We start from the raw sequence: 25,526 nt of genomic DNA on the forward strand, positions 1-25,526 counted from the left end.
CCCTCACCTCGACGGTGAGGGTTCGCGCGTATCCTCGACAGCACCCGTCGGCCGCGACCGCAGGTCGCGGCTCGGCACCGCCCCGCGACACGCCACGTCCCGCGAAGGCGACGTCGTTGACGATCCCCCGGGGCCGCCATAGCGTGGAAGCGACAACTCAGGAGGCACAGTGGACAGCAGCAGCGAGGCCAGCGCTTCGGTCGGTGTCACCCCGGCGGGCGCCCAGGGCCTCCTGTTCGGCGCGAACCTCACGGAGCAGGACGCCGGGACCGGGTACCGGGGGACGACGGCGTGCCGCGTCGTCGGGATCACCTACCGGCAGCTGGACTACTGGGCCCGCACCGGTCTGGTGGAGCCGTCGATCCGCGCCGCCACCGGGTCCGGCACGCACCGTCTCTACAGCTTCCGCGACGTGCTCGTGCTCAAGATCGTCAAGCGGCTGCTCGACACCGGCGTCTCCCTGCAGCAGATCCGCAGCGCGGTGACGCACCTGCGGGAGCGCGGGGTGGAGGATCTCGCGCAGATCACCCTGATGAGCGACGGCGCGTCCGTCTACGAGTGCACCTCGCCGGACGAGGTCGTCGACCTCGTCCAGGGCGGTCAGGGCGTGTTCGGCATCGCGGTCGGCCGCGTGTGGCGCGAGATCGAGGGCACCCTGTCCCAGATGCCGACGGAGTCCCTCGAGGACCACGACCCGGAGGGCGTGCACGCCGACGACGAGCTCGCCGCCCGACGCCGGGCCCGCACCGCGGGCTGAGACATCGACCGGCGGGACCGCCGGCAGGGTCCGGCCGGGGCGAGCGGCGCGGCTCAGAGCAGGGGCTCGAGCGGCTCCAGGGCGCGCTCGGCGACCTTGTTGACGAAGGAACGGCCCAACCACTCCTCGTAGGTCAGCTCGCGCGCGTTGGACTCGTCCATCCGGAAGATGTCCTCGAGCCGGCCCGCCAGGCCCCGGTCGACGATGTCGAGGTTGATCTCGTAGTTGCCCGTGAGGCTCAGCCGGTCGATGTTGGCCGTGCCGACCGTGGCCCACCGTCCGTCGATCGTGGCCGTCTTGGCGTGCACCATCGCACCCTGGTAGAGCATGATCCGCACGCCGCCGCGCAGCAGCTTGGTGTAGCGGCCCCGGGCCAGCCAGTCCGCGAGCGCGTGGTTGGACCGTTCGGGCACCAGCACGCGCACGTCGACGCCGCGGGCGGCGGCGGCGAGCAGCGCGCGCAGGATGTCGCGGTCCGGGATGAAGTAGGCCTGGGTGATGTAGATGTGGCTGGTGGCGCGGTCGATGGCGTCGAGGTAGATGCCCCGGATGGGGAACACGAGGTCGCTGGGGGCGTTGCGGGCGGCGCGCAGGGCGGGCTGCCAGTGCTCGGCGCCGACGTCCTGCAGCACGGGGTGCTTCGGGCCGCGCCACCGGTTCCAGAAGTCGACGAAGGCGTTGCGCAGCTCCCACACGGCCGGGCCGTCGATGCGCACGTGGGTGTCGCGCCACTGGGTGGCGTACACGTCACCGATGTTGTAGCCGCCGACGAACCCGACCCGGTCGTCCACGACGAGGATCTTGCGGTGGTCCCGCCCGGACTTGCGGATGTTGAGCGTGAGCAGCCCGGCCCGCACGACCGGGAAGCGCAGCACGTGCACCTGCGGCGGGAACACGTAGAAGGAGGGGGGCACGACGAGGTTCGCGAAGCCGTCGTAGATGACGTAGACCTCCACGCCGCGTTCGCACGCGTCGGCGATGGCCTGCTTGAAACGTTCGCCGATCCGGTCGCCCTTCCAGATGTAGGACTCCAGCAGGACCGTGTGCTCGGCCGACTCGATGGCCTCGAGCATCGCGTCGTACAGGTCGGCGCCGTAGGTGTACAGCGTGGCGTGCGACCCCTCGACGTCCGTCGTCGTCGGTTCCGCGGTGGGGAACTTGGCGTCCAGCGGATGGCGTTGACCGCGGATCTTGTCGATCGTCATCACGGCCGCGCCCGCGGTCAGCGGGATCGCGGCGGCGACGGCCGCGGCACGGCCGGCCAGGCGCAGGACCCTGCGCCAGTCGACGTGGACGTCGATGGGGAGCGTGGAACGGAAGGAACCATCGGGCACAGGGTCACCGTAGCGACGACTCCGGCGATCTGCGCGGCGAGCCGCTCGCCGCGGTCGGCGGTGTGCCCTGCAACGACGTCGCCAGGGGGTGGGTGCGCAGGGCGGCGGCGAGCTCGCCGTCGATGCGGTCGAGGTAGACGTCGGTGGTCGCGATCGAGGAGTGGCCGAGCAGCTCGGCGACGACCTTGACGTCCCACCCGTCGGCCACGAGGAGCGTCGCGGTGGTGTGGCGCAGGGCGTGCGGGGTCGTGGGTCGCCGGTAGGGCTCGGGCATCCGGGCCACGGCGCGCGCCAGCAGGGCCCGCACCGCCTGGGTGTCCAGCCGTCGGCCGCGCCAGGACAGCAGCAGGGCGCCCTGGGCGTCGGCGTCGTCGGGGCGGCGGGCGGCCAGCCGGGGGCGCAGGGTGCCCAGGTAGGTCTCCAGGGCGTCGGCCAGCGGCGGGCTGAGCGCGACCGTGCGGGTGCTGCCGCCCTTGCCGAGGATGCGCCAGCTCGTCTGGTCGGGTTCGCGCACGAAGTCCGCGACGTCGGCGCGCACCAGCTCCGAGACGCGGGGGCCGAGCACGATCAGCAGCGCCACGACGAGCCGGTCACGGTCGGCGAGCGCCTGGTCGGCCCGCGTCGGCGGTGCGGTGGTGGCGGCGTCCGGGTGGACGGTGCCGAGCAGGGCCTGGGCGGCGGACGCGGACAGGGCGGTGCGCTGGACGCGCAGGCGTTCGCGGACCTTGGCCGGGGGAGCGGCCCACTGCATCGGGTCGGCCTGGACCCAGCACTGCCGGGTGGCGTGGGAGAAGAAGCGGGTCACGGACTGGCGGAACCGGTTGACGGTGGCGGTGGAGCGGCCGGGGCCGGCCTTGCGGGCGGGGTCGGTGTACCGGCCGTCGGGGCCGGCCTGGTAGCGCACCAGGGCGTCGTCGACGTCCTCTCCGGTGACGTCGTCCAGGACCCGGTCCGGGCCGAGCAGCTCGACGAGCTCGCGCACGTCGCGACGGTAGGAGCGTTCGGTGGCGGCGGAGAGCACGCCCCGCACCGTCTCCACACGGACGGCGGCGAGGTAGCGGTCGCCGGCGTCGGCGACGGTGACCCGTTCGGGGCGGGGTGGGGCGACCACGGCTGCAGAGGATCCTTTCGCTGCGTGACCTGCGACGACCCCGTGAGACTAGTGCCGGGCTCCGACACCGCCACGGGTGTCCCGCGCGGGGGCGGACGTGCTTGGATGCCCGTGATGCCCCACATGTCGGTGAAAGCCCGGTTGATCACTCTTCTCGTGGCTGTGGTGGCCCTCGCCGTCACCTTGTCGTCGCCCGGGCACCCCGGGCCGGTCCCGTACGCCGAGGGGTTGGTCGAGCGTGTCGACGTGGGCGACGTCCAACCGTGGCCGGACTCGGTGCAGGGCGCGCCGGTGGACGTCGCCGACGCGGTGGTGGTCGGGAGGTTCACCGCGCAGGTGCTGCTGGTCGGATTCTTCGACCAGCGCGAGCTCGCCGACGTGGCCGACGAGCTCGTCGCCGTCGAGCGTGTCGCGCTGTTCCTGAACCGTCCGGTGTTCACCGAGCGCTCCGGCTGGGCCGTCAGCCTGGACTGGAGCCTGCTGGGGGAGGTGTCCGCGGACGAGGCGGTGACGTGGCCGGTGCTGGACGCGGCGCGCGCGGCGGAGGAGGAGCGCCGCGACGGGGAGGCGCTCCCGCCCCAGCGGCAGGGCAGGACGCCGGGGAGCCTCCCGGTCGACGTGTTCACGCTGGAGGATCTGCGCTCCGGAGCCGGGTGAGGGGTTCGACGTCAGGACGGTCGACGGTCGCGCATCTCGGCACAGACCACTGTGTTGCCCTATACACAATGGTTTGGGCCTCATGTCCGTTTCATGATAGCGCGGACGGCCCGGTGGTGCCCGACGTCACTGGGCCGGCGGCGCGCGGGGGTGTCCGGGGGTGACGCCCGGTGCTAGCGTCCGGCGCAGAGTCCGCGACCAGGACTCCCGGACGAGGGGTGCCGTACCCGGAGCGCGACAAGACGGCATCGGGGAGTGGTGGTCATGTCCTGGATCCTGCTGGTGGTCTCCGGCGTGCTGGAGGCCGTGTGGGCGACCGCGCTGGAGCGCTCCGAGGGCTTCTCGCGCCCGGTGCCGTCGATCGTCTTCGCCGTCTCGCTGACCGCCAGCATGGCGGGCCTGGCGTTCGCGCTGCGTGAGCTGCCGGTCGGCACGGCCTACGCCGTCTGGGTCGGCATCGGCGCCACGCTGACCGCCGGGTACGCGATGTTCACCGGCGCCGAGCCGGTCACCGTCGTGCGCGTCCTGCTGATCCTGGGGATCGTCGGCTGCGTCGCCGGCCTGAAGTTCGCCGGCCACTGACGTCGGTGACAGAACGCCGGCAGGAGGGGACCGGCTCCCGTGCCGCGGGCCGGCTCCCTTCGCTCAAAATGACATAATGTACATTATCGGCCCCTTACCGGATCGGCCGGACGACCGCTGCGAGCCCCCGAGATCCGCGCCTCTCGTGCTGGCTAGCCTGGTGCGCGTGACCCTCCGCCCACGTCGGGACGCCGACCTGCCCGAGCTCGTCGAGCGGCTCGACGAGACCCACCGGCTCGACCGGTACCCGGTGCGCCCCGCCAGCGTCCGCGTCGGCTGGCTCACCGCGCACGACGGGCCCGCGTTCGTGGCGCTCGTGGCCGGACGCCCGGTCGGCCACGTCGCCGTCCATGGCCACGGTCCGTGCGAGATCGTGCGCTTCTTCGTCGCGCCGACGGCACGAGGCCGTGGTCTGGCGGGTGCGCTGCTCGACCGTGCCGTCACCGCGGCGCGGCTGCGGTGCGACGACGTCGTGCTGCAGGTCATGGAGCACAGCACCGCCGCGATCGCGTTCTACGAACGGCACGGCTGGCGACGCACCGGTGCGTCCACCATGGACTGGGACGACGCAGGCCGGTCCTGCCACTGGTACACGGCGCCGTGACCGGCTCCCGGCCGCGGCCGGCCGGGCGGGGGTGACACGTGCCCCTGCCGGCCCCGGCGCCGATCTTTCATGACACGGCGTCCTCTCCCCCGGGATCCGGACAGAAATTCTGTGAATTCTCCCAATTGACGCTCAATTTACGTGAGATTGATGCGCAGGAAGCATTCACCTGATATTCAGGTTCTGCAGTCCGTCCAGCACGATGACGTCGTCGGAGGTAGCAGAATGCCAGGCAAACGGATCATCAGCGGGGCCGCGGCGGCCGCGCTCGTCGGAGGGCTCCTCGTCGGAGGGGCTTCAGTGGCCGGGGCGCACCCCGGCCACGACTTCACCGGAGACAGCAAGCCGCTCAAGGAGCGCTACTTCGACAACGGCGTCGTCGGCGACGTCAGCCCCGGCGGGGTGCCCATGGAGGCGATGTCGGGCGAACGGTGCGAGGACGGCATGGCGGCCGACCTCTTCCCCTGCCAGAAGGTCGACCTCGCCTCGTTCACCCCGTTGCAGGACCTCGGCGCGACCCACCTCAACGACATCTGGGGCTGGGAGGACGACGAGACCGGCATGCAGGTGGCCATCGTCGGCACCTTCGAGGGCACCGCGTTCGTCGACGTGACCGACGGGGAGAACCCGGTCCTGCTCGGCACGCTGGGAGCCGTGAACCCGGACGACTCCGGGAACATCTGGGGTGACGTGCGGGTGTTCGAGGACACCGCCTACATCGTCACCGAGTCGTTCGACATCAGCACCTACGACCGTGCCACGGGCTACCTGGAGGGCAACGGCATCCAGATCGTCGACCTGACCCAGTTCCGTGGTGCGACCGGCGAGATGGAGGTCGTCGAGGAACCGCGGATCACCGACTTCACGCAGAGCCACAACGTCTCGATCAACACCGACACGGGCCGGCTCTACGTGGTCGGCGCGGTCTACTCGGTGAAGAACGAGTGCGCCGTCGATCCCCCGGCCGGGTACCCGGCCGTGTACAGCGGCAGCGGTGGCGCGATCGTCTACGACCTCAACGGCGACCCGACCTCCCCGACCCTGGTCGGCTGCCTCAACGACGACGGGTACTCCCACGACATCCAGTGCGTGGTCTACCACGGCCCCGACGAGGACTACCAGGGCCGTGAGGTCTGCATCGGCTCCAACGAGGACACCGTCACGCTGTACGACGTCACGGACATCGACGACCCCGTCGTGCTGTCCCGCCTGCCCTACGACGCCGCGGCCTACACCCACCAGGGCTGGCTCAGCGAGGACCACCGGTTCTTCTTCCTCGGCGACGAGATCGACGAGCTGGCGGGCACCGTCAGCGAGCGCACCACCTACATCTGGGACTTCACCGACCTGGACGACGCCGAGCTCATCGGCATGCACAGCGACGGCAACACCTCGATCGACCACAACATGTTCGTCAAGGACGGGCTGCTGTACCAGTCGAACTACACCTCGGGCCTGTGGATCTACGACGCCTGGAAGGCCGAGCAGGGCCGGGTGACGTCGCGCGGCTTCTTCGACGTCTTCCCCTCGGACGACCGCACCGACTTCTTCGGCACCTGGGGCAACTACCCCTACTTCGGTGACGGGAAGGTCGTCGTGACCAGCAGCGACGAGGGTCTCTTCGTCCTGCAGTCGCGGGCGAAGAGCTCCTCGCAGAACAACGGCATGAAGCCTGCGATGTAGCAGGCACGCTGAACGAGCGTCGCGCGGGTCGGACCGGTCACGGTCCGGCCCGCGCGGTCGTTCCACCCGCACCTCTCCCCCGGCGGCCGCGACGGCGAAAGGTCGGATCCCGGACCAAGGTCCCGGCCGGGAGGGACGAACGCGGGTACCGCTGCATGCGCCGCACTCCTAGCGTGGACGGTGTCCGTCGGGGCGCCTCCACGAGGAGGCGCCCGGCGGGCACGGGACCGGGGAGAGCCACATGCGTACCGTCGTCGTCACGGGGTCCGCGTCCGGGATCGGGCGCGCGACCAGAGATCTGCTGCAGTCGCGCGGGCACCGGGTGATCGGGGTGGACGTGCACGACGCGGACGTCGTCGCCGACCTGTCGACCACGGACGGTCGCGCGCGGCTGGTCGAGGGCGTCCGCGAGCTGGGCGACGGACGCCTCGACGCCGTCGTCGCCAACGCGGGCCTGGCCCACGAGTCCCCGGCGACCGTGGCGGTCGACTTCTTCGGTGCCGTGGCGACGCTGGACGGGCTGCGCGACCTGCTGACGGGTTCCACGGCGCCGCGCGCCGCCGCCACCGCCTCGATGGCGGGGCTGCTCGGCGCGGACGACGAGCTCGTCGAGCGGTGCCTCGCCGGCGACGAACCCGCGGCGCTGGAGCGAGCCGAGCATCTCGTGACGTCCGGGCGGGGCGGCATGCTCTACCCGAGCGCCAAGAGGGCGCTGTGCCGGTGGGTCCGGCGGCACGCCGCGACGCCCGAGTGGGCCGGCGCCGGCATCCCGCTGAACGCCATCGCCCCGGGCATCGTGCGGACGCCGATGGTCGCGGACCTCATCGCGACGCCGGAGCAGCGTGACGCGATGGCGCAGGCGGTCCCCATGCCGTTGAACGGCTACATGGACCCCGAGGTCCCGGCACGACTGCTGGCCTGGCTCGTCGACGAGGAGAACTCGCACCTGTGCGGACAGGTCGTCTTCGTCGACGGTGGCTCCGACGTCGTCCTGCGCGGCGACACCACCTGGTAGCGAGAGAGGGCATCACCATGACCAAGGACGACAGCACGGGCGCCGTCACGCCGGCGTCGGACAACCCGGCGGCCGCCACGGTACGCCGCACCTGGGAGGACATGACCCGGGACCTCGGTGCGCTGTGGCCCGCACGGTGGGACTGGCCGTTCGGCGAGGGGACGTCGCCCCGCGACACGTCCCCCGTGAGCGGGTTCCCGCTGCGGGTCGAGGAGTTCCGTGAGGACGGCGACCTCGTGGTCCGCGCGGAGATCCCGGGCATCGACCCGGACGAGGACGTCGAGGTCACCGTCGACAACGGCGTGCTGAGGATCTCGGCGCACCGCGAGGAGCGCACCCGCCAGGAGGGCGACGAGTTCCGCAGCGAGTTCCGGTACGGCAGCTTCGAGCGCCGCATCCGGCTGCCGCAGGGCGCGGACGTCGCAGACGTGGCCGCCACCTACCGCGACGGTGTGCTCGAGGTGCGTCTCCCCCTGCCGGCGGAGCGTCCTGAGACCCGGTCGGTCCCCGTTCAGCGCACCTGACCCGCGGCGGTCCGACGCAGCGCCTGCTGCGCGCGGGCCAGCGTCCGGGCGACCTCGTCGTCCGGACGGGCACCGAGGACCGCGAACGCGACGATCTGCAACGGGATCGTCCCGCGGAACGCGTCGGCCCGGCGCACGGTGCCGGGGTCCGCGAGCGCCTCGACGTGCGGCCACAGGCCGAACGAGGTCGCGACGGTGGCGACGTCCTCGGCGGGGTCCTCCCGGGCGGTGAGGTCCCAGTCGATCACTCCGCTGACGCGGTCGCCCGACCACAGGACGTTGCTCGCCCCGAGGTCGCCGTGGTTGAGCGCGCGGGGGGCGTCCTCGAGGGCGGCGAGGGCGTCGATCCGGTGCTGGGCGTCGGCGCGCAGGTCGGCGTCCAGCAGGGGCACGACGCGCTCGCGCAGGGTCTGCTCCCAGGCCTCTCCCCCGCAGAACGCCCGTCGTGGTGCCAGGTGCTCGGTGACGGGCGCGGTGTCGACGGCGTGCACGGCGTCCAGCAGCTCGCGCAGCACGCCCGGGTCCGGCGTGGCGGCCGGTGCCGTGCTGCCGTGGAGGCGCCGGGTGGCGACGGCGGTGTAGCCGTCGATCTCGACGGCCTCGCCGAGCGACCGCGGCACGGCGAACGGCAGGTCGGGCAGCGCGTCCACGAGGCGTCGGGCCCGCAGCACCTCTCCCCCGGCCTGGCGCTGCCGGGCGACGCGCACGGCGACCCGGTCGGTGAGCGCGACGACGGTGGCCGAGCCGTGCTCGACCCAGGTGACCTCGGTGCCGGGCGGTTCGTCGGCGGCCGCGAGCGCCGCGGTGGCCAGGGCCTCGAGGGTGGTGCGCGGGGGGCGCGGGTAGCGGGTCTCCCAGGTCATGGCGTCAGGTCGGGGTGCGGGTCAGGCGGATCTCGGTGACGCCGTCGTCGTCGACGGTGTCGGCCCCGTCGGGGGTGAAGCCCTGCTTGCGGTAGAACGCCTGGGCGCGGGGGTTGGGGTCGGCGACCCACAGCGCGGCGGCCTCGTCGGGGGCGAGGACGGCGTGCAGCAGGTCGGTCCCGGCGCCGGAGCCGTGGTGGGCGGCGTCGAGGTAGAGCACGTACAGCTCCCGGGCCCAGGCGGCGTCCTCGTCGCGGGGGATGCCGGCCAGCGCGATGCCGACGACCTCCCCGTCGGCGGTGGCGACGGCGGTGCGGTGGCCGCGGTCCTCCGGGGCGGTCAGCACCTGGTCCCACAGCCGCTGGCGGGCGGGCACGAAGCCGGGGTCGTCGAGCACCCGGTCGGGCATCAGCCCGCGGTAGGTCTGCTGCCAGCAGCGCACGTGCACGCGGGCCATGGCGGGGGCGTCGGCGGGGACCGGGGGGCGGACGGTGAGCGCGGGTCCGGGGACGGGCATGCGTCATGCTCCCACGTAGTCGGCCAGGTGCTTCCCGGTCAGCGTGGCGCGGGCGGCGACGAGGTCGGCGGGGGTGCCCTCGAAGACCACGGTGCCGCCGTCGTGCCCGGCGCCGGGGCCGAGGTCGATGATGCGGTCGGCGTGCGCCATGACGGCCTGGTGATGCTCGATGACCACGACGGTCCTGCCGGCGTCGACGAGGCGGTCCAGCAGGGCCAACAGGTGGGCGACGTCCGCCAGGTGCAGGCCGGTGGTGGGTTCGTCCAGCACGAGCACGCCGCCGTCGTCGCCCATGCGCATCGCGAGCCTCAGGCGCTGGCGCTCGCCCCCGGACAGGGTGTTCAGCGGCTGGCCGAGCCGCAGGTAGCCGAGCCCGACGTCGTGCAGGTGTCCCAGGATCGTGCGGGCCGCGGGGACCTCGGCGTCGGTGGTGCCGAAGAAGTCGTGGGCCTGCGCCACGGAGAGGTCCAGGACGTCGGCGATGTTCTTGCCGCCCAGGGTGTACTCCAGGACGGCGGCCTGGAACCGGCGGCCGCCGCACTCCTCGCAGACGGTCTCGACGGTCTCCATGAAGCCGAGCTCGGTGTAGATGCGGCCGTTGCCCTGGCAGGTGGGGCAGGCGCCCTCGGAGTTGGCGCTGAACAGCGCGGGCTTGACGCCGTTCGCCTTCGCGAAGGCCTTGCGCACCGGGTCGAGCAGCCCGGTGTAGGTGGCGGGGTTGGACCGGCGCGAGCCCTTGATGGAGCCCTGGTCGACGACGACGACGCCCTCGCGCCCGGCGAGGTTGCCGTGGATCAGCGAGCTCTTGCCGGACCCGGCCACGCCGGTGACCACGGTGAGCACCCCGGTGGGGACGTCGACGTCGACGGCGCGCAGGTTGTTCTGCCTCGCCCCGCGGATCTCCAGCGCCCCGGTGGGTTCGCGCACGGTGTCCTTGAGGCGGGTGCGGTCGTCGAGGTGGCGGCCCGTGAGGGTGTCGGCGGCGCGCAGCCCGGCCACGTCGCCCTCGTAGGTGATCGTCCCGCCGTCGCTGCCGGCGCCGGGGCCGAGGTCGACGACGTGGTCGGCGATGGCGATGGTCTCGGGCTTGTGCTCGACCACGAGCACGGTGTTGCCCTTGTCCCGCAGGTCCTCGAGCAGGGTGTTCATGCGGGCGATGTCGTGCGGGTGCAGGCCGATGGTGGGCTCGTCGAACACGTAGGTGACGTCGGTCAGGGCGGAGCCGAGGTGGCGGATCATCTTGACCCGTTGCGCCTCTCCCCCGGACAGCGTGCCCGCGGGTCGGTCCAGGGAGAGGTAGCCCAGGCCGATCGCGACGAAGGCGTCGAACAGGCGCGCCAGGTTGGCCACCAGCGGCGCGACGCCCGGGTCGTCGACCTCGCGCACCCAGTCGGCGGCGTCGGTGATCTGCATCCGGGCGACCTCGGCGATGTTCCTGCCGTGCACGGTGGCCGAGCGGGCGGCGTCGTTCAGGCGGCTCCCCTCGCAGGCGGGGCAGGGCGCGAACACGGCGGCACGCTCGACGAAGCGGCGCACGTGCGGCTGCAGCGCGTCGGGGTCCTTGGAGAAGATCGACTCGCGCAGCTTGGGGATGAGCCCCTGGTAGGTCATGTTCATGCCCAGGGCCTTGATCTTGCCCTTGTCCCGGTACAGGAAGTCGTGGCGCTCGGTGGCGGTGTAGTCCTTGATCGGCTTGTCGCCGTCGAGGAACCCGGACTCGGAGAACCCGCGCACCATCCAGCCGTCGGCCTTGTAGCCGGGCACGAGGATCGCGCCGTCGTTCAGCGACCGCGACTCGTCGACGATGACGGACAGGTCGAGGTCGGAGACGGTGCCGCGGCCCTCGCACTCGGGGCACATGCCGCCGAGATAGACGGCCTCGCGCACGATCTTGGTCGTGGTGCCCCCGCCGGCGGCCTCGGTGCGCATCACCCCGGAGGCGCGTGAGGTGGGCACGTTGAAGCTGAACGCGGCGGGCGGGCCGACGTACGGGTCCCCGGCGCGGCTGAACAGGTGGCGCAGCATGGCGTGGGCGTCGGTGACCGTGCCCACGGTGGAGCGCGCGTTGGCGCCCAGGCGCTCCTGGTCCACGACGATCGCCGTGGTGACGCCCTCGAGCTCGTCGACGTCGGGGCGGGGCAGGGACGCCATGAACCCCTGCAGGAACGTCGGGTAGGTCTCGTCGATGAGGCGGCGCGACTCGGCGGCGATCGTGGCGAACACCAGCGAGCTCTTGCCGGACCCGGACACGCCGGTGAACACGGTCAGGCGGCGCTTGGGCAGCTCGACGGACACCTCGCGCAGGTTGTTCTCCCGCGCGCCGACCACCCGGATGCGGTCGTGGCGGTCGGCCGGGTGCACCGCGGCGCCGGGCGCCGGGCGCGGGGTCGTGGTGGTCATCGCGCCGGCCCGACCTCGTCGATGCGGACCATGTTCCCGGCCGGGTCGCGGAACGCGCAGTCGCGCACGCCCCACGGCTGCTCGGCCGGCTCGGACACGACCTCGGCCGCGGCGCCGGCGACCCGGGCGAAGGTCGCGTCCAGGTCGGTGGTGGCCAGGATGATCGACTGGTAGGCACCCTTGGCCATCAGCTCGGCGATGGTGCGGCGCTCGTCGTCGGTGATGCCCGGGTCGGCGGCCGGCGGGGCCAGGACCAGACGCACGCCCCGCTGGGTCGGCGACATGAGCGTCAGCCAGCGCATGTCCCCCGAGCCGACGTCCTGGACGAGCTCGAAGCCGAGCAGGTCGCGGTAGAACGCCAGCGACGCCTCGGGGTTGGTGTGCGGCAGGAACGTGGTGTGAATGGCGATGTCCATGCCGACCACGCTAGGCATCACCGGGGGGCGACGCTTCTCGATTCCTGATCGGTCGGCGCACCTGCTTGGTCACGCAGGACGGCAGCTCGGCCGCTCCGGCGGTGCGGGCCCGACGCCGGTACTCCCCCGGCGGCATCCCCACCAGCTCGGTGAACCGCGTGGTGAACGTGCCCAGCGAGGACGCGCCGACGGCGAAGCACACCTCGGTCACGCTCAGGTCGCCGCGGCGCAGCAGCGCCATGGCCCGCTCCACCCGGCGGGTCATCAGGTACCGGTACGGCGGTTCGCCGAAGGTCTCGGCGAACCGGCGGCTGAGGTGCCCGGCGGACATGCCGACGCCGGCCGCGAGCGCCGTCACGTCCAGGGGTCGGGCGTGCTCGCGGTCGATGCGGTCGCGCACGCGGCGCAGCAGCACCAGGTCGTGCAGGTGCTGGTCGTGGGCGCTGCGGGCCATGGCCCCGATGGTGCCACCGTCGGGGCGGGTGTGCGCGGCACGGGCGGCTCAGTAGCCGGTGTAGCGCCCGGGCCGGTGGTTGAGCGCCACCAGGAAGTTCAGCAGCACCGCCCCGAGCGCGGACAGCAGCACCGTGGTGGCGGGCACGGCCGCGAACGCGGACAGCACCACGGCGGTGTCCAGCACCATCAGGACGTACCCGGCGCGCCAGCCGAGGCGGTCCTGGGCGATGAGGGCGGCGATCATGAAGCCGCCGAGGCTGGAGCGGTGCCGGAACAGGATGAGCAGGCCGACCCCGCACAGGATGTTGCCGGCCAGCACCGCGTACAGCGGGGGCAGGTCGAGGGTCCCGAACACGAGCGGGTGCAGCTGGGACAGGCCGGCGACCAGCGCGATGGACAGGCCGGTGCGCAGGGTGAAGTCCCAGCCCTTCTTGCGGATGGCCAGCAGGAAGAACGGCAGGTTCACGGCGGCGAACAGCACGCCGAAGGGCACCGGGGCGACGTAGCTGACCAGCAGCGACAGCCCGGCGGTGCCGCCGGTGACCGCCGAGACCGAGCGGAGCAGGAACAGCCCGAGGGAGACCACGAAGGTGCCGGTCAGGATGCCGAGGGCGTCCTCGACCGGGGAGTGCTTGACCCCGGCGGGGGCGACGGGCTGGTCGGCGGGGGCGGGCGGTGTGGCGGTCATCGGCGGGTCGGGTCCTCGTGGGTCCGGTGCGGCGGGCGGGGCACGGGGTCGCCGTGCGCGTGCCATGGTGCCACGTCGCCGGTGCGCCGAGGGTGACGGCCGGGCCGCCTCAGGGGGAAGGCGGTCCGGCCGTCGGGGTCGCCGGGCGCGGGAGGGGAGGTGCGCCCGGCGGGCTGCGCGGTCCTCAGGCGCGCATGTCCATCACGACGCGGCCGTCGATGGCGCCGGCGAGCATCTCGTCGAAGATGTCGTTGACCTCGCCCAGGGGCCGCACCGTGTAGGTGGGCTCGACCTGGCCGCGGGCGAAGAAGTCCAGCGCCTCGGCCATGTCGGCGCGGGTGCCGACGATGGAGCCGCGCACGGTCAGGCCGAACAGGACGGTGGAGAAGATGTCCAGGCCGAACTCCTCCGGCGGCAGGCCCACCAGCGCCACGGTGCCGCCGCGGCGCAGCCCGCCGACGGCCTGGCCGAAGGCCTTGCCGGCCACCGCGGTGACCAGGCCGCCGTGCGCTCCCCCGCCGGTGATGTCGACGATGCGGGCGGCGGGGTCGTCGGTGGTGGCGGCGTTGACGGTGGCCTCGGCGCCGTGCCGGCGGGCCAGGGCGAGCTTGTCGTCGGCGACGTCGACGGCCAGCACGCGCATGCCCATGGCGCGGGCGTACTGCACGGCGAGGTGGCCCAGTCCCCCGATGCCGGAGATCAGCACCCACTGCCCGGGGCGCACCTCGGACTGCTTGAGGCCCTTGTAGACGGTCACCCCGGCGCACAGGATGGGGGCGGCGGCGGCCAGGTCGACGCCGGTTGGGATGATCGGGGCGTAGCGGGCGTCGACGAGCATGTACTGCCCGAAGGAGCCGTCCACGCTGTAGCCGCCGTTGGTCTGGTCCGGGCAGAGGGTCTCGCGCCCGGTCTGGCAGAACTCGCACTGGCCGCACGCGCTCCACAGCCAGGCGTTGCCCACGGTGTCGCCGACGGCGAGGCGGGTGACGTCCTCGGCCACGGCCACGACCTCCCCCACGCCCTCGTGGCCGGGCACGAACGGCGGGGCGGGCTTGACCGGCCAGTCACCGTGCGCGGCGTGCAGGTCGGTGTGGCACACGCCCGAGTAGAGCACCTTCACCAGCGCCTGGCCGGGGCCGGGCTGCGGGAGGTCGACGTCGGTGACCTCCAGCGGGGCGCGGAACGCGGTGACGACGGCTGCCTTCATGCTCATGGTGACCTCCTGGGTCCGTGTGGTAATACCATGCTACGCCTTGTGGTCGGACCTCACCGCCGCCGGCGATGTGGCGTGCGTCATCCCTGGCCTGCGGGCATCAGTTGCTGTAGAGTAACGGTTACTGATGAGCAACATTGTTGATCCCCACAGCGCGCTCGACGCCCTCGGCGACCCGACCCGGCGGCAGATCGTCGAGCGCCTGCGGCACGGACCCCTCCCGGTCGGCGACCTGGCCGCCGCGCTGCCCGTCGGGCGCCCCGCGGTGAGCAAGCACCTGCGGGTGCTGGCCGACGCCGGCCTGGTGCGGCACACCGCGGTCGGCACCCGCCACCTGTACTCCCTGGCCCCCGCCGGCCCGGACGCCGTGCGCTCCTGGCTGGCCGCGCAGTGGGGCGGGGTGCTGGAGGCGTTCGCCGACCACGTCGAGCACACCGAGCACAGGAGTCAGCCATGAGCGTCGAACCGAGCCTCGCACCCGTCGAGTGCGAGGTCCTCGTCCCCTGTCCCCCGGCGCGGGCCTACCGCCTGTTCGTCGACGACCTCGGCACCTGGTGGCCGCTGGGAACGCACAGCGTCTTCGGGGCCGAGGGCACCGTGGCCGTGACCGACGGCCGCCTGGTCGAGACCGGCCCGGACGGGGCCACCGCCGTGTGGGGCACGATCACCGAGGCCGTCGAACCCGAGGTGCTGGAGTTCACCTGGCACCCCGGCGCGGACCCCGACACCGCGACCCTGGTGCGGGTCACCTTCGCCGCGGCCGGGCCGGGCGGCACCCGCGTGCGGCTGGTGCACACCGGCTGGCAGGCCCGGCCCGACGGCGCCGCGGCCCGCGCGGGCTACGACCGCGGCTGGCCGGGGGTGCTGGACGCGCTGGCCGCGGCCGCCTGAACCGGCCGGCCGGTGCCGTCGCCACCGGCCCGCCCGCGCGCGTCGGCGTCGAGGCGGGCGCGCAGGTGGGCCGCCAGGCGCACGGACGCCTCGATCTCCGCGCGCCGGATCGAGACCGACTCGACGTTGAAGCCGTACGGGATGCGGTGCCGCGTGCAGAACTGGGCCAGGTCCTCGGCGATGGCGACGCACTGGTCGTAGCTGGTGGAAAGCGGGTCGTCGGTGTGCCGCAGGTCGTTGCGCATCCAGCCCGGCACGTGCACGCCCAGCCACTCCAGGAACGCCAGCGTGCGCGCCGAGCCGCACACGGACAGCGTGAACACCACCGGCACCGTGGCGGTGCCCGCGTCGCCGCAGGCGTAGTGGTAGTCCGAGACCATCGACTTGGCGGCGCCCACGTCGTAGACGACCTGGGTGACGAAGAAGCTCACGCCGGCGGCCTGCTTGGCGCGCATGCGCTCGTGCTCGTCCCCGCGCGAGGCGTGCCGCTCGGGGATCGCCACCCCGCCCAGCGGCAGGTCCGGGGCGTGCTCGCGGCGCAGCCGCTGGGCCTGGGACAGCGTGGTGCGCACCGCGGCGTCCGAGGAGGAGGCCCCCACCAGCACGGTGCGCACCCGCTGCGGGTCCTGGGCGGCGAACCAGTCCGCGAGCGCCGCCGGGTCGTGCTTGCCGGCGCTGCGGTAGACGATCACCGGCCGGTCCCAGGCCTGCAGGTGCCGGGCGTGGAAGTCGCCGGGGTCCAGGGTGGGCAGGTACGGGAACGGCCGCTCGGCGCTGGTGCGGTCGGACTCGTCGTCGATGTCGTAGATGACCAGGGCGTCCAGGCCGAGCCCGCGCAGCCGGGCGCAGGTGCGGTCGGCGATGCGCTGGGCCTCGGCGGGCTCGGTCGAGCGCCGCGGCGGCGTGATCGCGAACAGCAGCCAGGGGCGCGGCGGGTCGGGGGCGGCCATGCGTCCACGCTAGCCGCGCCCGCGCCGGGGTGCCGGGCGGTGCGGCACTTCTGCCGATCAATGTCACTCTTCTGCCTGCCTGGTGCTGACAAGTGGCGCGCCCGGCGTATAAGTTGAGCGGACGTACACAATGTCGTCCGCGCAAGGGAGCGCCATGACCACCTCGACCCGTCCTCGCCGCCTCGTCTCCGCGCTGGCCACGTCCGCCGTCGCCGTCGGGCTCTGCTCGGCGGCCACCGCCCCGGCCGCGGCCGCCGAGCCCGGGCTGGAGGAGATCCTCGTCGTCGGCAAGACCCTCGGGTTCCGGCACTCGCACATCGACGAGACCACCCACGCCCTGATCGACCTCGGTGCCGAGCACGGCTACGAGGTCGACGTGTGGGACCCGCCCAACGACTCCGGCGGCTGGTGGGGGCCTGGCTCGCCCGGCCAGCCGGACCTGACGATGGACAGCACGCCGTTCACGACCGCCGCGGACCTGGCCCGCTACGACTCGATCGTGTTCGTCTCCCCGGTGGACAACACCAACAACCTCGACCCCGCCCAGCCCCGGCTGCTGGACGAGACCGAGCTCGCCGCCCTGCAGGGCTACGTCCACGCCGGTGGCGGCGTGGTCGGCCTGCACGCCGCCACCGACACCATGCACACCTCGAGCTGGTTCACCCGGCTCATCGGCGGCGGGGCACGGTTCGCCGGGCACCCGCGCCAGCAGACCGCCACCATGCGCGTGGAGAACCCGACCCACCCCTCGATGACAGACGTGCCCGCCACCTGGGAGCGCTGGGACGAGTGGTACAACTACACGCTCAACCCGCGCGGCGAGGTCCAGGTGCTCATGACCCTGGACGAGGACACCTACGACGGCGGCACGATGGGCGACGACCACCCCATCGCGTGGTGCCAGAACTTCGAGGGGGGCCGCTCCTGGCACCAGGGCGCCGGGCACGTCGACGAGGCGTGGTCGGACCCGACGTTCCTGACCTCGGTGCTGCGCGGCATCCGGTGGACGGCCGGGACGGTCAGCGGCGGCGGCGACTGCGTCACCTTCGGCGAGGTCGACGCCCTGGTGGCCGACCTGCCCGCCGCCACGGCGCGCGACCGGGTCGCCGTGGACCAGCTCGAGCGGCGGCTCGCCACCGCGCGGGCGCAGGCCGAGGCCGGCGAGCACGGCGCCGCGGTGCGCACGCTGCGCCCGGCCACGGCCCTGGCCGACGCGCTCGTGGCCGACGGCGCCACCGCCGGGCACCTGTCCGGCAAGGTCGCCGACCTGGTCACCTGGCAGCAGGCCCTCGCCACGACGTCCTGACCCGCCGCCCGCCGGCGCCCCGCACCCTGGGCGGGGTGCGGGGCGCCGGCGCGGTCAGTCGCCGGCCGCGACGGTGCGCACCGCCTCGGCCACGGACTCGGCCACCCGGTGGTCGAACACCCCGGGGATGACGAAGGCGCTGTTGAGCTCGTCGTCGGCGACCACCCCGGCGATCGCCAGCGCGGCCACGCGCATCAGCTCGTCGGTGATCTCGGTGGCGCCGGAGTCCAGCAGGCCGCGGAACAGCCCGGGGAAGGCCAGCACGTTGTTGATCTGGTTGGGGTGGTCCGAGCGGCCGGTGGCCACCACGGTGGCGTGCTCGGAGGCGGCCACCGGGTCGACCTCGGGGGTGGGGTTGGCCAGCGCGAACACGATCGCGTCGTCGGCCATGCGGGCGATGTCGGCGCCGGTGAGGATGTCCCCGGCGGAGACGCCGATGAACACGTCGGCACCGGCCAGCCCGTCGCGCAGGGAGCCGGTGAACCCCTCGGGGTTGGTGTGCTCGGCGATCCAGGCGCGGTGCGGGTCGCCGTGCTCCTCGCCGGGGTGCAGCGCCCCGGTGCGCCCGAAGGCGACGATGTGCCGGGCGCCCTGGGCGCGCAGCAGCCGGATGATGGCGTTGCCGGCCGCGCCCACCCCGGAGACGACCACGCGCACCTGGGAGATGTGCTTGTCCACCACCTTCAGGGCGTTGACCAGGGCCGCCAGCACCACGATCGCGGTGCCGTGCTGGTCGTCGTGGAAGACGGGGATGTCCAGCTCGGCGCGCAGCCGGGCCTCGATCTCGAAGCAGCGCGGGGCGGCGATGTCCTCGAGGTTCACCCCGCCGTACACCGGGGCGAGCGCCTTGACGATCGCCACGATCTCGTCGGTGTCGGTGGTGTCCAGGCACACGGGCCAGGCGTCCACCCCGCCGAACTGCTTGAACAGCGCCGCCTTGCCCTCCATCACCGGCAGCGCCGCGGCTGGGCCGATGTCGCCCAGGCCGAGCACCGCCGTGCCGTCGGTGACCACCGCGACGGTGTTGCGCTTGATCGTCAGCCGGCGCGCGTCCTCGGGGTTGTCGGCGATGGCGGTGCACACCCGCGCCACGCCCGGGGTGTAGGCGCGCGACAGGTCGCGCCGGGTGGTGATCGGGGACTTGACCGCCACCTCGATCTTGCCGCCCAGGTGCAGCAGGAACGTCGAGTCCGACCACTTGAGCACGTGCACGCCCTCGAGCTCCTCGAGCCGCGCCGCGATCCGGTCGCCGTGCTCGGCGTCGACGGTGTCGCAGGTCAGGTCCACGACCAGGCCGTGCGCGGTGGAGTGGGCGACGTCGACGCCGGTCACCGCCGCCCCGGTGTCCGCGACCGCGGCGACCACGGTGCTCGAGGCCCGCTGGGAGGCCGGGACCTGCACGCGCAGGGTGATGGTGTAGCTGGGGCTGGGCAGGGCCACGGTGCTTCCTTCCGCGACGGCCACGGTGCCGCCGGGTCGAGGTCGGGTCGGGGCCACAGTATGGCGCGCCCGCCACCCCGGCGCGCACCCCCGTCCCGCGGGTCGATATCGTGCCCCGATGACGTGCGAGCCGCAGGGACCCGACCCCGCCGTCCGCGACGTCGTGGCCGGCTGGCTCGGACCCGTCCGCGTCGTGGCCGCCCACTCCCGGGGATCGACCGGCACCGGCGTGTGGCAGGTGCGGGCCGCCGACGGCACCCTGGCGGCGGTCAGGCGCTACCGCGACGTGGACGGGCGTTTCGGGCGCGAGCTGGCCGCGCACACCGAGGTCCTGGACGACCTGACCGGCCAGGACCGCTTCCCCCGCCTGCTCGGCGCCGACCGCGAGCAGCGCCTGCTCGCGCTCGGCTGGCTGCCGGGGCGCCCGGCCGAGGGGCACCCCGCCGCGGAGCGGCCCGAGACCTACCGGCAGGCCGGGATGCTGCTGGCCCGGCTGCACGCGACCGGGTCGCGCGTGGACGGCGACTGGGAGGCCGCCCAGGACGCCCGCACGCTCGCCCTGCTCGACGACGACCACCGCATCGCGCCCGCCGCGGTGGCCGCGCTGCGCCGCGCGATCGCCGCGCACGAGCACCCGCCGGTGCGCGTGGTGCCCACCCACGGCGACTTCGTGCCCCGCCGCTGGCTGCTCGACGACGCCGGACTGCTGCGCGTGGTCGGCTTCGGGCGGTACGGGTGGCGCCCGCCGGTGGCCGACCTGGCCCGCCTGGACGCCCGGGAGCTCACCGGTCGGGCCGACCTGCGCGCCGCCGTCGTCGAGGGCTACGGCGCCGACCCCTTCCACGGCCCGACCTGGCGCCGGGCGCGGCTGCGCGAGGCGGTCCGCACCGCCGTGCGGGCCCACCGGGCCGGGGCGCGCGCCCTGGAGGCCCGCGGCCACCGGCTCATCGACGCGGCGCTCGCCGACGCCGCGGCCGACGCGCCGGCGGCCGCCTGCTGAGGCTCAGCGCCAGCCGAGCTGCGGGGCCACGTGCCGCACCACGTTCTCGATGACGTGGGCGTTGTAGTCCACCCCGAGCTGGTTGGGCACCGTCAGCAGCAGGGTGTCCGCGGCCGCGACCGCCGTGTCCCCGGCGAGGTCCGCCACGACCTGGTCGACCTCCCCGGCGTAGGTCTTGCCGAACCGCGCCCGGCCGCCCTCGAGCATGCCCACCTGGTCGGTGGAGCGCGTCTCCAGGCCGAAGTAGGCGCGGTCGCGGTCGTCGGTGATCGGGAAGACCGACCGGGACACCGACACCCGCGGGGCGTGCGCGTGCCCGGCCGCGGCCCAGGCGTCGCGGAACCGCCGGATCTGCTCGGCCTGCAGCTCGTGGAACGGCACGCCCGTGTCCTCGGTCAGCAGCGTCGAGCTCATGAGGTGCATGCCCTGGGCCGCCGCCCACTCGGCCGTCGCCCGCGAGCCCGCACCCCACCAGATGCGCTCGCGCAGGCCCGGCGCGTGCGGCTCCAGGCGCAGCAGGCCCGGCGGGTTGGGGAACATCGGGCGCGGGTTCGGCTCGGCGAACCCCTGGCCGGACAGCAGCTCCAGGAACCGGGCGGTGTGCCGGCGGGCCATGTCCGCGTCCGACTCCCCCGGCGCCGGGACGTGCTCGAAGTGCCGGTAGCCCTCGATGACCTGCTCCGGGCTGCCGCGCGAGATCCCCAGCTGCAGCCGCCCGCCGGCGATGAGGTCCGCCGCCCCGGCGTCCTCGACCATGTAGGCGGGGTTCTCGTAGCGCATGTCGATCACCCCCGTGCCGATCTCGATGCGGCGCGTGCGCGCCCCCACGGCCGCCAGCAGCGGGAACGGGCTGGCCAGCTGGCGGGCGAAGTGGTGCACCCGGAAGTAGGCGCCGTCGGCACCCAGCTCCTCGGCCGCCTCGGCCAGCTCGATCGACTGCGCGAGCACGTCCGCCGCGCTGCGGGTGGCCGAGGACGGGTGGTCGGTCCAGTGGCCGAAGGACAGGAAACCGATGTGCTTCATGTCCATGACAACCGATGGACCGGCGCGGCATTCCCGGGTGCGATCCGCCCCCACCCCTCCTAGCGTGGGGTCATGCTGCTCGCCCACGACGTCACCGGCACCGGTCCGCACGCCCTCCTGCTGCACGCCGGGGTCGCCGACCGGCACATGTGGGACCCCGTCATGACGGGTCTGAGCCAGGTCTTCCGCGTCCTGCGGCCCGACCTGCGCGGCTTCGGCGAGACCCCGCTGCCCGCCGAGGACTACGTCGACGCCGACGACGTGGCCGAGGTCATGGACGCCTGCGGCATCGAGGACGCCGTCGTGGTCGGCAACAGCCTCGGCGCGCGCGTGGCCCTCGAGCTCGCGAGCCGCCACCCCGACCGCGTGCGCGAGCTCGTGCTCATCTCCCCCGCCTACCCCGACCTGCCGCCGAGCGCCGCCCTGCGCGACTTCATCGCCCACGAGGAGACGCTGCTGGACGCCGGGGACCTGGACGCCGCCGTGGCGCTCAACGTCGACACCTGGCTGGGGCCCGACGCCGACGACGAGACCCGGGCCGCGCTGGCACGCATGCAGCACCGCGCCTTCGACATCCAGCTCGCCGCCGAGACCGACGCCCACGCCCGCGGCGCCGCCGCCGGCACCCCGCGACCCGTCGACGTCGACCTGCACCGCATCCACGTGCCCACCCTCGTGGTCACCGGCGGCCACGACATGGACCACTTCCGGGCCGTGGCCGCGCGCCTGGTCGAGTCCATCCCCGGCGCCGAGCTGCTCGCCCTGGACTGGGCCGGGCACCTGCCCACCCTGGAGAACCCCGACGCCATCGAGCCGCTGCTGCTGGACGTGCTGCGCGACGACCCCACCGTGCACGCTCCCTGAGACTCCCCGCGCCGCCGTCACACCCGCGCAACACGCGCCAGGGATGATGGCCTGCGTGAACATCGCCGTCGACTCCCCCGCCCGCGCGGACGTGCGCGCCCTGCTCGAGGAGCACCTCGCCGAGATGCACGCCACCTCCCCGCCGGAGTCCGTGCACGCCCTCGACCCGGTGGCGCTCGCGGGCCCGGCCGTGACGTTCCTGACCGCGCGCAGCGACGAGACCGGGCAGCTGCTCGGCTGCGGGGCGCTCAGCGAGCTCGACCCGGGTCCGGGCGGGCACGGGGAGATCAAGTCGATGCGCACCGCCCGCGGGGCGCGCGGGCTCGGGGTCGCCACCCGCCTGCTGGGCGAGCTGATGACCCTGGCCGCCGAGCGCGGGTACACCCGCGTGAGCCTGGAGACCGGCGCCGAGGACTTCTTCGCCCCGGCCCGGCGCATCTACACCCGGCACGGGTTCGTCGAGTGCGAGCCGTTCGCCACTTACGTGCCGGACCCGAACAGCGTTTTCATGACGTTCGCCTTGCCTGTCCCGCCTCCTGAGGACGGTCGCTGAACGGCGGCGTGCCGCCGTCGCGGCCCGGCAGCGGGCCGATAGCGTCAGGCGTATGCCGACGATCACCGGTTCCGCCGACCGGACCCGCACCCCGCAGGTCGGGGACGAGCGGGAGACGCTGCTGAGCATGCTCGCCTTCCAGCGCGACACGATCCGGTGGAAGTGCTCCGGGCTGAGTTCCGAACAGCTCGCCCAGCGGCATGCCCCGAGCGCGCTCACCCTCGGCGGTCTGCTCAAGCACCTGGCCGTCGTCGAGGCGGGCTGGGTCAACCTGACCTTCGCCGGCGGTGTGGAGGCGCCGTCCTGGCTCGACCAGTGGCAGCGCGAGAACGAGGGCTGGACATTCACCACGGCCGCGGCAGACTCCCCGGCGCAGCTGTTCGCCTGGCTCGACGAGTCGCAGCGCGTCACCGAGCAGATCGTGGCCAGCGCGGCAGGGCTCGACGTCCTCGCGGTGAACCCACCCGAGGGCGAGGGGCCGTACTCGCTGCGGTGGATCCTGCTGCACCTGGTCCAGGAGTACGCCCGGCACCTGGGGCACGCCGACCTGATCCGCGAGGCGATCGACGGCTCCGTGGGCGTCTAGGACCGGGCTGACCACCGGTCGGCGTTTCGCCCCCGGCCGCACACGGCGCGCCGCTAGCGTGGAAGTCGGCCCGTCGAGAGGTGGCAGCGTGGACGAGACGTTCGACCACGTCAACGGTCTGCCCTACTACGACCGCCAGGGGCGGCGGATCTCCCATGCGGAATGGCTCGACCACATGGCGGACTTCGAGTTCAGGGGGGTGGCCTTCGACGCGCTCGGCCGCTACCAGGTGTCGACCGTGTGGCTGGGCACCGACAACTGGCGCGGACTGCCCGTCGCGCGCCCGCTGATCTTCGAGACCATGGTCTTCCCGGTGCTCAAGCCGTCCCTCCCCGGCGTCAGGGGGCCGGACTACGGACCACCGTGCACGACACGGCGGTACGCCACCGAGGCCGAGGCGCTCGCCGGGCACGACCAGATCCTCGCGGAGTTCCGCATCCTGCGGGCCATGGAGGACGACCTCGCCGCCGAGCCCTGAGCAACTCGCACCGACCCTTGTCCTCCACGGCGTCGCCGCAGGTCATCGCCGTGACCGGGCCAGTAGGCTCCCCCCCATGGCCTACACCGAGAAGCGCACCGGAGCCGGCGGCACGACGTCGTACGTAGGGCGCTTCCGCATCGACGGCCGTCTGCGCAGCACCCGGGCGTTCCGGGCCCGACGTGACGCGCTGGCCGAGGCCCGCCGGGCCGAGGAGGCGGGCAAGCGCGGGGACTGGGTCGACCCGCGGTCCGGCACGCTGACCGTGGCCGAGTGGTTCGAGGCCTGGCAGGCCGCCCGCGCCGACCGCGCCCCGCGCACCCTGGAGTCCGAGCGCGAACGGTTCCGGACCCTGGTCGCCCCCGCCTTCGGCCAGGAGCCGCTGCGCCGGGTGACGCACGACGACGTCGCCCGGTGGGCGGTCGAGATGCGCCCGCACGGGGCCGCCGAGCCGGCCTCCCCCGCCCGGCGTCGTGACGCGGTGCGACTGCTGGTGGCGCTGCTGGACGCCGCGGTGGACGCCCGCCGACTGACGGCCAACCCGGCCCGCACCCCCTCGGGGCGCGTGCCGTCCCTGCCGCGCGCGCCCAAGACCAAGCCGCACCGGTACCTGTCCCACGAACAGCTGCGCCGCGCGGCCGACGCGACCGCCTCCGCCCCGGCGCGCACGCTGGTGCTGCTGGCCGGGCTGACCGGGCTGCGCTGGGGCGAGGTCTCGGCCCTGCGCACCGGGGACGTGGACCTGCTGCGGCGACGCGTCACCATCGAACGCGCCTACACCCGCCTGGACGACGGCACCCTGCTGCTCGGCAGCACCAAGACCCACGCGCGCCGCGAGGTGCCGGTCCCGAGCGTGCTGGAGCCCCAGCTCGCCGAGCGGCTCGGCGGCCGCCCGGGCACCGCGCTGCTGTTCACCGCGCGCGACGGCGGCCCGCTGCGCCGCGAGTCCTTCGACCGGCACGCCTTCCGCCCGGCCGTGCGCGCCGCCGGCACCGCGGTGAGCACGCTCCAGGAGCTGCTCGGGCTGCCCGCCACCGGGATCTACGACACGACCACCCTGACCGCCGTGCGCCGGGTCCAGGCCGATCAGGACCTGCCGGTCACCGGCGTCGTGGACGCCGCCACCTGGGCGGTGCTGGTCGAGGCCGACCGCACCCGCCGCGACGGCCTGACCCGCGGCCAGAAGATCGCCCGCACCCGGCGCCTGGAGGCCGTGGCCCGCGTCACCCTGCGCGCCGGCGCCGAGGACTTCGCCCCGCTGACCCTGCACGACCTGCGGCACACCGCCGCCTCGTTGGCCATCGCCAGCGGCGCGAGCGTCAAGGCCGTCCAGCGCATGCTCGGCCACGAGTCCCCCGTCCTGACCCTGCGCACCTACGCGGGGCTGTTCGAGGACGACCTCGACCGCCTCGGCGAGTCGATGTCCGCGCAGTTCGCCGCGCACGACCCGGCAGACACTGCTCACGATGTGCTCACCGATGGTGCAGATGCACCGTTTGGGGTGGTTCACCTGACCGCCCGCGCAGCGCGCTGAACTGCGCAAACGCTCTCCGTACGGCATCCCCGCGCATTCTTGCGCACCCGCTTTGGAAAAGCGGGTGTCGGTAGTTGGTCA

Annotated in this window: 28 protein-coding genes and 1 riboswitch; of the genes, 16 read left to right on the top strand and 12 right to left on the bottom strand. The window is 73.7% G+C overall.

What is annotated here, in order from left to right; translation table 11 throughout:
- The first annotated feature begins 169 nt into the window (after nt 1-169).
- Entirely contained in the window at nt 170-757 is a 588-nt protein-coding gene (locus tag Q6347_RS13925) for a MerR family transcriptional regulator (RefSeq protein WP_304607667.1), read from the top strand.
- Nucleotides 758-810: 53 nt separating this feature from the next.
- Here the strand turns inward: Q6347_RS13925 and Q6347_RS13930 are convergent, their stop codons facing one another.
- Together Q6347_RS13930 and Q6347_RS13935 are read right to left on the bottom strand one after the other, a co-directional pair.
- Nucleotides 811-2,091 (bottom strand): phosphatidylserine/phosphatidylglycerophosphate/cardiolipin synthase family protein, encoded by a 1,281-nt coding sequence (locus Q6347_RS13930; RefSeq protein ID WP_304603879.1) that lies wholly within the window; start codon nt 2,089-2,091, stop codon nt 811-813.
- Nucleotides 2,092-2,095: 4 nt separating this feature from the next.
- A complete protein-coding gene (locus tag Q6347_RS13935) occupies nt 2,096-3,202 on the bottom strand; it encodes a tyrosine-type recombinase/integrase (RefSeq protein ID WP_304607668.1) in 1,107 nt (368 codons plus the stop codon).
- A 123-nt stretch (nt 3,203-3,325) separates the two neighbouring features.
- On the opposite strand from Q6347_RS13935, the gene Q6347_RS13940 reads away from it, so the two are divergent.
- The 6 genes from Q6347_RS13940 to Q6347_RS13965 all read left to right on the top strand — a co-directional run bounded on the left by Q6347_RS13940 (nt 3,326) and on the right by Q6347_RS13965 (nt 8,267).
- A complete protein-coding gene (locus tag Q6347_RS13940; protein ID WP_304607669.1) occupies nt 3,326-3,859 on the top strand; it encodes a hypothetical protein in 534 nt (177 codons plus the stop codon).
- 185 nt (nt 3,860-4,044) lie between these two features.
- A riboswitch (guanidine-III (ykkC-III) riboswitch) is annotated at nt 4,045-4,111 on the top strand.
- Between the two features lie 12 nt (nt 4,112-4,123).
- Complete coding sequence (locus Q6347_RS13945) at nt 4,124-4,441, top strand: multidrug efflux SMR transporter (protein WP_304603882.1); 318 nt, start codon at nt 4,124-4,126, stop codon at nt 4,439-4,441.
- A gap of 166 nt (nt 4,442-4,607) precedes the next feature.
- Complete coding sequence (locus Q6347_RS13950; protein ID WP_304607670.1) at nt 4,608-5,045, top strand: GNAT family N-acetyltransferase; 438 nt, start codon at nt 4,608-4,610, stop codon at nt 5,043-5,045.
- A 225-nt stretch (nt 5,046-5,270) separates the two neighbouring features.
- Nucleotides 5,271-6,728 (top strand): choice-of-anchor B family protein, encoded by a 1,458-nt coding sequence (locus Q6347_RS13955; RefSeq protein WP_304607671.1) that lies wholly within the window; start codon nt 5,271-5,273, stop codon nt 6,726-6,728.
- Between the two features lie 241 nt (nt 6,729-6,969).
- Nucleotides 6,970-7,743: an SDR family oxidoreductase gene (locus Q6347_RS13960; protein ID WP_304603885.1), complete on the top strand. Its 774-nt coding sequence runs from the start codon at nt 6,970-6,972 to the stop codon at nt 7,741-7,743.
- Nucleotides 7,744-7,760: 17 nt separating this feature from the next.
- Nucleotides 7,761-8,267, top strand: a complete 507-nt coding sequence (locus tag Q6347_RS13965) for an Hsp20/alpha crystallin family protein (RefSeq protein WP_246246260.1) — start codon at nt 7,761-7,763, stop codon at nt 8,265-8,267.
- On the opposite strand, the gene Q6347_RS13970 is transcribed toward Q6347_RS13965, so the two are convergent.
- From Q6347_RS13970 to adhP, 7 genes are all read right to left on the bottom strand, one after another.
- Nucleotides 8,255-9,130: a phosphotransferase gene (locus Q6347_RS13970; protein WP_304607672.1), complete on the bottom strand. Its 876-nt coding sequence runs from the start codon at nt 9,128-9,130 to the stop codon at nt 8,255-8,257. The genes Q6347_RS13965 and Q6347_RS13970 overlap by 13 nt on opposite strands.
- A 4-nt stretch (nt 9,131-9,134) precedes the next feature.
- Nucleotides 9,135-9,647, bottom strand: coding sequence for a GNAT family N-acetyltransferase (locus Q6347_RS13975; RefSeq protein WP_304607673.1), 513 nt, complete (start codon nt 9,645-9,647; stop codon nt 9,135-9,137).
- Nucleotides 9,648-9,650: 3 nt separating this feature from the next.
- Nucleotides 9,651-12,047 (bottom strand): excinuclease ABC subunit UvrA, encoded by a 2,397-nt coding sequence (locus Q6347_RS13980; protein ID WP_304607674.1) that lies wholly within the window; start codon nt 12,045-12,047, stop codon nt 9,651-9,653.
- Entirely contained in the window at nt 12,044-12,463 is a 420-nt protein-coding gene (locus tag Q6347_RS13985; protein WP_304603889.1) for a VOC family protein, read from the bottom strand. Before Q6347_RS13985 ends, Q6347_RS13980 begins: the two co-directional genes overlap by 4 nt.
- A 10-nt stretch (nt 12,464-12,473) precedes the next feature.
- Nucleotides 12,474-12,917 carry a helix-turn-helix transcriptional regulator gene (locus tag Q6347_RS13990; RefSeq protein ID WP_171245802.1) on the bottom strand — a complete coding sequence of 148 codons (444 nt, stop codon included), beginning with the start codon at nt 12,915-12,917 and terminating at the stop codon, nt 12,474-12,476.
- A gap of 48 nt (nt 12,918-12,965) precedes the next feature.
- Nucleotides 12,966-13,607, bottom strand: a complete 642-nt coding sequence (locus tag Q6347_RS13995) for a YitT family protein (protein WP_171245801.1) — start codon at nt 13,605-13,607, stop codon at nt 12,966-12,968.
- Between the two features lie 184 nt (nt 13,608-13,791).
- A complete protein-coding gene (adhP, locus tag Q6347_RS14000; RefSeq protein WP_304607675.1) occupies nt 13,792-14,820 on the bottom strand; it encodes an alcohol dehydrogenase AdhP in 1,029 nt (342 codons plus the stop codon).
- Between the two features lie 127 nt (nt 14,821-14,947).
- Here adhP and Q6347_RS14005 point away from each other — a divergent pair, with 127 nt between their 5' ends.
- Together Q6347_RS14005 and Q6347_RS14010 are read left to right on the top strand one after the other, a co-directional pair.
- Complete coding sequence (locus tag Q6347_RS14005) at nt 14,948-15,277, top strand: helix-turn-helix transcriptional regulator (RefSeq protein ID WP_304603890.1); 330 nt, start codon at nt 14,948-14,950, stop codon at nt 15,275-15,277.
- Nucleotides 15,274-15,711 carry an SRPBCC domain-containing protein gene (locus tag Q6347_RS14010; RefSeq protein ID WP_304603891.1) on the top strand — a complete coding sequence of 146 codons (438 nt, stop codon included), beginning with the start codon at nt 15,274-15,276 and terminating at the stop codon, nt 15,709-15,711. Before Q6347_RS14005 ends, Q6347_RS14010 begins: the two co-directional genes overlap by 4 nt.
- Here Q6347_RS14010 and Q6347_RS14015 read toward each other — a convergent pair.
- On the bottom strand, nt 15,660-16,661 hold the full coding sequence (locus tag Q6347_RS14015; RefSeq protein WP_304607676.1) for a methylenetetrahydrofolate reductase: 1,002 nt from the start codon (nt 16,659-16,661) through the stop codon (nt 15,660-15,662). The two genes, Q6347_RS14010 and Q6347_RS14015, sit on opposite strands and share 52 nt — an antisense overlap.
- A 154-nt stretch (nt 16,662-16,815) precedes the next feature.
- On the opposite strand from Q6347_RS14015, the gene Q6347_RS14020 reads away from it, so the two are divergent.
- Nucleotides 16,816-17,967 carry a ThuA domain-containing protein gene (locus Q6347_RS14020; RefSeq protein ID WP_304607677.1) on the top strand — a complete coding sequence of 384 codons (1,152 nt, stop codon included), beginning with the start codon at nt 16,816-16,818 and terminating at the stop codon, nt 17,965-17,967.
- 54 nt (nt 17,968-18,021) lie between these two features.
- Here the strand turns inward: Q6347_RS14020 and Q6347_RS14025 are convergent, their stop codons facing one another.
- A complete protein-coding gene (locus Q6347_RS14025) occupies nt 18,022-19,407 on the bottom strand; it encodes an NAD-dependent malic enzyme (protein ID WP_304607678.1) in 1,386 nt (461 codons plus the stop codon).
- A gap of 118 nt (nt 19,408-19,525) precedes the next feature.
- Here Q6347_RS14025 and Q6347_RS14030 point away from each other — a divergent pair, with 118 nt between their 5' ends.
- Nucleotides 19,526-20,407, top strand: a complete 882-nt coding sequence (locus Q6347_RS14030; RefSeq protein ID WP_304603895.1) for an aminoglycoside phosphotransferase family protein — start codon at nt 19,526-19,528, stop codon at nt 20,405-20,407.
- Nucleotides 20,408-20,410: 3 nt separating this feature from the next.
- Here Q6347_RS14030 and Q6347_RS14035 read toward each other — a convergent pair whose 3' ends face one another.
- Nucleotides 20,411-21,430, bottom strand: a complete 1,020-nt coding sequence (locus Q6347_RS14035; protein WP_304604446.1) for an LLM class flavin-dependent oxidoreductase — start codon at nt 21,428-21,430, stop codon at nt 20,411-20,413.
- A 72-nt stretch (nt 21,431-21,502) separates the two neighbouring features.
- Here Q6347_RS14035 and Q6347_RS14040 point away from each other — a divergent pair, with 72 nt between their 5' ends.
- The 5 genes from Q6347_RS14040 (at nt 21,503) to Q6347_RS14060 (ending at nt 25,445) form a co-directional block, all read left to right on the top strand.
- On the top strand, nt 21,503-22,294 hold the full coding sequence (locus Q6347_RS14040; RefSeq protein ID WP_304603896.1) for an alpha/beta fold hydrolase: 792 nt from the start codon (nt 21,503-21,505) through the stop codon (nt 22,292-22,294).
- 46 nt (nt 22,295-22,340) lie between these two features.
- A complete protein-coding gene (locus tag Q6347_RS14045) occupies nt 22,341-22,847 on the top strand; it encodes a GNAT family N-acetyltransferase (protein WP_304604447.1) in 507 nt (168 codons plus the stop codon).
- A gap of 52 nt (nt 22,848-22,899) precedes the next feature.
- Complete coding sequence (locus tag Q6347_RS14050) at nt 22,900-23,433, top strand: DinB family protein (protein ID WP_304603897.1); 534 nt, start codon at nt 22,900-22,902, stop codon at nt 23,431-23,433.
- An 88-nt stretch (nt 23,434-23,521) separates the two neighbouring features.
- A complete protein-coding gene (locus Q6347_RS14055) occupies nt 23,522-23,911 on the top strand; it encodes a hypothetical protein (protein WP_304603898.1) in 390 nt (129 codons plus the stop codon).
- Between the two features lie 76 nt (nt 23,912-23,987).
- Complete coding sequence (locus Q6347_RS14060) at nt 23,988-25,445, top strand: tyrosine-type recombinase/integrase (protein ID WP_304603899.1); 1,458 nt, start codon at nt 23,988-23,990, stop codon at nt 25,443-25,445.
- Nucleotides 25,446-25,526: the final 81 nt, after the last annotated feature.

The organism is Isoptericola sp. b408 (genome assembly GCF_030588085.1).
In the GTDB taxonomy this organism is placed as follows: Bacteria; Actinomycetota; Actinomycetes; order Actinomycetales; family Cellulomonadaceae; genus Isoptericola; species Isoptericola sediminis.

Coding starts and splice junctions, on each gene's coding strand:
- Q6347_RS13940 (WP_304607669.1), top strand. CDS start 3,326: ATGTCGGTGAAAGCCCGGTTGATCACTCTTCTCGTGGCTGTGGTGGCC.
- Q6347_RS13945 (WP_304603882.1), top strand. CDS start 4,124: ATGTCCTGGATCCTGCTGGTGGTCTCCGGCGTGCTGGAGGCCGTGTGG.
- Q6347_RS13955 (WP_304607671.1), top strand. CDS start 5,271: ATGCCAGGCAAACGGATCATCAGCGGGGCCGCGGCGGCCGCGCTCGTC.
- Q6347_RS13960 (WP_304603885.1), top strand. CDS start 6,970: ATGCGTACCGTCGTCGTCACGGGGTCCGCGTCCGGGATCGGGCGCGCG.
- Q6347_RS13965 (WP_246246260.1), top strand. CDS start 7,761: ATGACCAAGGACGACAGCACGGGCGCCGTCACGCCGGCGTCGGACAAC.
- Q6347_RS13970 (WP_304607672.1), bottom strand. CDS start 9,130: ATGACCTGGGAGACCCGCTACCCGCGCCCCCCGCGCACCACCCTCGAG.
- Q6347_RS13975 (WP_304607673.1), bottom strand. CDS start 9,647: ATGCCCGTCCCCGGACCCGCGCTCACCGTCCGCCCCCCGGTCCCCGCC.
- Q6347_RS13980 (WP_304607674.1), bottom strand. CDS start 12,047: ATGACCACCACGACCCCGCGCCCGGCGCCCGGCGCCGCGGTGCACCCG.
- Q6347_RS13985 (WP_304603889.1), bottom strand. CDS start 12,463: ATGGACATCGCCATTCACACCACGTTCCTGCCGCACACCAACCCCGAG.
- Q6347_RS13990 (WP_171245802.1), bottom strand. CDS start 12,917: ATGGCCCGCAGCGCCCACGACCAGCACCTGCACGACCTGGTGCTGCTG.
- Q6347_RS13995 (WP_171245801.1), bottom strand. CDS start 13,607: ATGACCGCCACACCGCCCGCCCCCGCCGACCAGCCCGTCGCCCCCGCC.
- adhP (WP_304607675.1), bottom strand. CDS start 14,820: ATGAGCATGAAGGCAGCCGTCGTCACCGCGTTCCGCGCCCCGCTGGAG.
- Q6347_RS14005 (WP_304603890.1), top strand. CDS start 14,948: ATGAGCAACATTGTTGATCCCCACAGCGCGCTCGACGCCCTCGGCGAC.
- Q6347_RS14010 (WP_304603891.1), top strand. CDS start 15,274: ATGAGCGTCGAACCGAGCCTCGCACCCGTCGAGTGCGAGGTCCTCGTC.
- Q6347_RS14015 (WP_304607676.1), bottom strand. CDS start 16,661: ATGGCCGCCCCCGACCCGCCGCGCCCCTGGCTGCTGTTCGCGATCACG.
- Q6347_RS14020 (WP_304607677.1), top strand. CDS start 16,816: ATGACCACCTCGACCCGTCCTCGCCGCCTCGTCTCCGCGCTGGCCACG.
- Q6347_RS14030 (WP_304603895.1), top strand. CDS start 19,526: ATGACGTGCGAGCCGCAGGGACCCGACCCCGCCGTCCGCGACGTCGTG.
- Q6347_RS14035 (WP_304604446.1), bottom strand. CDS start 21,430: ATGAAGCACATCGGTTTCCTGTCCTTCGGCCACTGGACCGACCACCCG.
- Q6347_RS14040 (WP_304603896.1), top strand. CDS start 21,503: ATGCTGCTCGCCCACGACGTCACCGGCACCGGTCCGCACGCCCTCCTG.
- Q6347_RS14045 (WP_304604447.1), top strand. CDS start 22,341: ATGGCCTGCGTGAACATCGCCGTCGACTCCCCCGCCCGCGCGGACGTG.
- Q6347_RS14050 (WP_304603897.1), top strand. CDS start 22,900: ATGCCGACGATCACCGGTTCCGCCGACCGGACCCGCACCCCGCAGGTC.
- Q6347_RS14060 (WP_304603899.1), top strand. CDS start 23,988: ATGGCCTACACCGAGAAGCGCACCGGAGCCGGCGGCACGACGTCGTAC.